Below are 4,276 nucleotides of genomic sequence, written 5' to 3' on the forward strand. Positions count from 1 at the left end.
GCTGTTTCTATTGCTGCTCTCTATGAAGCGCATATCTATCTGGGTGGGCCAACATCTGACACTCTTCGATATTCAGACATATACATCGAAAACTCAATGATTCCCGGAAGCCAGGCATATTTCGGCGATGAAGTCGCCGGTATTGGCGATTTTAATGGCGACGGAATTGATGATTTTGCGGTTAGGTCACAGACAGCGTCCGGTGGATCTGGTTGGTGGGGGGAAGTGAACTTCTTTGCTGGCTGGGACGATACGCCAACAGATGTTCCATATGAATATGAGCGAACGCTCCCTAGTACTTATATCTTGAATCAGAATTATCCAAATCCCTTCAACGGGACAACTATTATTGAATTTGAACTTTCTCAGAGGTCGGTGGTCACACTTGAAATCTATAACTCCTTGGGCTATCGCGTCAGGACTTTACTGAATGAATTATCACTGTCGCCCGGAAAACATCGAGCAGTTTGGAATTCACTGGATGAAAATATGACTGTAGCACCCAGTGGTGTGTATATCTGCAAAATGTCGACTCAATTTGGGACTGGATATAGTAAAGTGGCCTTAATAAAATGAGGAGAATATCCCGCTGCTTGAGGGACGAAAGTCTGACGGCGCCACGACCGGCTACCTATGTCGCAATCGGGTCTGCCAACTGCCGATAAAAGCCCTTGATGAATGGAAAGTCGCGCTGAGGAAACAATAAAATTTTTGTACGCACCGTACATCCAAACACCCAAAATCTAATCGGAAAAAGGGGCTTAAATATTTTTGATTCCCACCCGGGAAATTGTTGCCTTTTTGGTCGCTGTTTATTATTCTAAAATGAAAGCGGTCTTTCAGACTTGGGCAAGGAGCGGCGAATATTAAAGTGCGATATAGTCTAAACTCGACAAACTAATAAATAATTCTGAAGCGGGGGAGTGCTATGTACATCGCCAGAATTTTTCTTACGGTCGTTTATTTCATCATACCGGTAACAATTCCGGCCGTCATTCACGCGCAAAACTGGGGCAAGGTCACTCCGGAGGAATGGAGTCTGACCCCGCCGCCGGACTATCCCGAAGCGAATGCCGTGATAATTTTTGACAAAGGGACTATGAAAGTGACCAACGAAGTTATCAAGCTGTCACGTCATGTCCGGATGAAAGTCTTTAATAAGGCCGGCGCCGACGAAATCGGCTCTATCGACATACCGTTCAGTGATGATGACCGCCTGAGCGACCTGGACGCGCAGACTATTACGCCCGACGGCAAGAAACATCAGGTGAACAAAAAAGATATCCATACCAAAACCTACGGCACCAGCAAAGCCCGCACTTTCTCCTTCCCGGTTCTCGACAGCGGCTGTGTTGTGGAATACCGCTATACCATAAGCAACCAGACTTATTACCGGCTGGACCCATGGTATTTTCAAAGCGACCTCTTTACACTTCGCTCTGAGTTTGTGCTGATTCTTGGTCCCGGTTTCACTTATTCCTCGGCAACGATGAATATGCCGTCAGGCTCGCAGAAGCCGAAAGAAGAATTAATCGCCAACCCCGACCAGTTGGGAATGGCTCCCCTGAAATCGCATACCTGGGTAATGGAAAATCTTCCTCCCATAAAAGAGGAGCCATATATGAGTTTTTCCAAGGGATATATGGCGGCGATTTATAACCAGTTGGTATCTTATCGCACTTCCGATTTCAATCAATTCTTCATCCGCGACTGGAAGGACCTGGGAAAGCGATTCCAGGAAGTCCTCGATTCCTATGTTGACAGCGAAAAGAAGGTCGCCAAATTGACCGACAGCATTACCGCCGGCGTTGCTGAACCGCTGGCAAAAGCGGAAACTATCTACAACTTCCTTATCAAGGGAGTGCAGGTTCGTGATGACCCCAATGGCCATTATTTCACCAACGACAAACTGGGCGGTCTTCTTCAAACCATGACCGGCACTGAAGATGAAATAAATGTCCTATTGTGGAAGATGTTGAAAGCGGCCGGAATTGACTCCTGGCCCATCCTTATCGGTACCCGCAGCCGCAATGTCTTCATGCCCCAAGTCTTCCAGCTTGACCAGTTCAATCATCTCATTACTCTGATGGAATCGGACTCCACGATTCTGTTTATGGATGCCTCCTCCAGATATTGTCCCTTTGGGGTTCTCCCGCCGGAATCGCGCGCCGCCGGCGGATTCCTGATAGACAGCGAAAACTCCCATCTGGTGAAGCTCGTCACCAGAAATCCCAAATCGTTCCGTCATGATGCCACCAGAATGTATCTCAAGAAAGACGGCTCGGCGGTCTGCTCCACGGCGGTCAAATTCCAGGGGTATTTTGCCGTTGACTACGGGGAGCGGCATGACTCCAAAGCCGAAACTGATTTTGCCAAAGACTATTTTCTGGGAAAACTGAATCAGGTTTATGAAATCGATACTGTCATTTTCCGACATGATACCGTGGACCAGTTCACCATGGACCTCTACTACACTCTCCCCGAAGCGGGAAAGCGGCTGGAAGAGTTCCTGTCAATGAAACCGCTCCAGTATTATTTCCGGGAAAATCCTTTCAAGAGCGAGAAACGCTCTTTCCCGGTCGATTTCAATTATCCTTTTGTTTTCGAGAATATAGTGCAGATTGCGCTGGAAGAGGGAATGGGCCCGCAGAATCTTCCCGACCCGGTTGAAATAAAGATAACCGATGCCTCCTTTACTCGCAATTGCATGTACGACGGCAACAATATTATTATCCTCTCGCGTCTGGCGGTCGATAAACCGGCCTTTCCGCCTGGAAGCTACCGCCCTCTGCGGGAACTCTTTCAGAAAGTGGCAGCGGCTGTGGAGGATGACCTGATACTCACGGTGGCGTCGGAATGAGCCGCGCCGCCGTCAGAATTATCCCTTATGTTGCGGCGCTTGTTGTACTGACAGCCCTTCCCGGCGCAATGCCATCTGTCGCCGGCGAGGGGGCGGTGTATGAATATCTCCGCTGGAAATATTTCATCGGCGACGGCAAATATACCGAGCGGCTTGAATTCAGAATTACCATTCAGAATACCTCCGGCATCGACTTCGGCAACCTGTATACTTCTGAGGACAAATTCTCTCAAATCAAGAAATTCCAGGCACGGTTGCTTGATGCCTCAGGTAAAGTCCGCGAGACCGTCGCCAGGAAAGACCTGACCAGAGCGCGCGGATTTGGCGCCGACTATCAGACTTATAGTGATATCTGCCGCTATTTCCGGGAAATCGGCTCCCCCCAGTATCCGTACACCGTGGAATGCGAAGTGGAACGAGAGGTTTCTTCATTGTTCTTCTGGAATGGACAACTTTTCCAGGAAAAAGTCCCGGTCAGGCAGTTCCAACTTATAATTGACTGTCCCAAAGATTTCAAATTCCGGCACAAAATAAAAGGATTTAGCGCCGAACCGACGATATCGGAAAATAAAGAACGGCTGACTTATTCCTGGGAGTTATCTGATATTCCGGCCTGGCAGGATGTCCGATATGCCCCACCTGGTTTACCGGTACGGGGGAAGTTCATCTTACAGGCAGAATCTGTCGTTTTTGGCGGGGTGCCTCTTCCCGAATTCAGTTGGAAAGGAGTTGGCCAGTGGTTTCGCGCTCTTTCGCGCGGCTGTTATCTCGCGACCGCAATCGATTCTGCCGTCTCCCCTATAAGTCAGGACTCTTTCCGACTGGCGATAATGAATCATTACAATAATCTCACCGAGAGAATGCGGTATGTCTCTGTCTCCATTGGTTTGAGCGGCTGGAAACCAAACGCCGCCTCCCTGGTGGAGCAACGCGGTTACGGCGATTGCAAAGACCTTTCGGTCTTGCTCATTTCCCGTTTGCGCGCCGCCGGAATTGCCGCCTTTCCGGCGCTGGTCCTCACCAGTGATGAAGGATTGCTGGAGACCGATTTCCCTAATTTCGGATTCAATCATGTCATCGTGGCGGCAGTCAGAGACGATGATACCGTCTGGATGGACCCCACCTGCTTCCACTGCCCTCTGGGGGAATTGCCTTCGGGAGTGGAAGATGTAGCGGCGCTCATTGTTACCGACAGCGGGGGAATACTGACCCGCACTCCTTCCAGCCGGGCGGAAGATAACATCATCCGCCGCAAAACAATGTTAGTCATTTCCGATACCGGATTGGTGCGTTTCGACTCCCAGATAGATTTCTACGGGAACCTGGCGCTCTATTATCGTAACCGGCTGGATGGTTCCGACCGCGATGAACTGCAGAATATCCTTAACGGCTTGTTTCCCGGAGGTGAAAAGAGTG

General features: G+C 49.6%; 3 protein-coding genes. All 3 read left to right on the top strand.

Features of this window, described 5'->3' with window-relative positions:
• The coding region (locus tag AB1690_04445; GenBank protein MEW6014552.1) for a T9SS type A sorting domain-containing protein at positions 1-576 on the top strand (576 nt) is incomplete at its 5' end.
• A 352-nt stretch (positions 577-928) separates the two neighbouring features.
• Positions 929-2,860, top strand: coding sequence for a DUF3857 domain-containing protein (locus AB1690_04450; protein MEW6014553.1), 1,932 nt, complete (start codon positions 929-931; stop codon positions 2,858-2,860).
• Positions 2,857-4,276 (top strand): DUF3857 domain-containing transglutaminase family protein (locus AB1690_04455; GenBank protein ID MEW6014554.1); only part of this gene is annotated, 1,420 nt, incomplete at its 3' end. The genes AB1690_04450 and AB1690_04455, both read left to right, overlap by 4 nt.

This window comes from Candidatus Zixiibacteriota bacterium, from assembly GCA_040753495.1.
GTDB lineage: Bacteria > Zixibacteria > MSB-5A5 > GN15 > PGXB01 > DYGG01.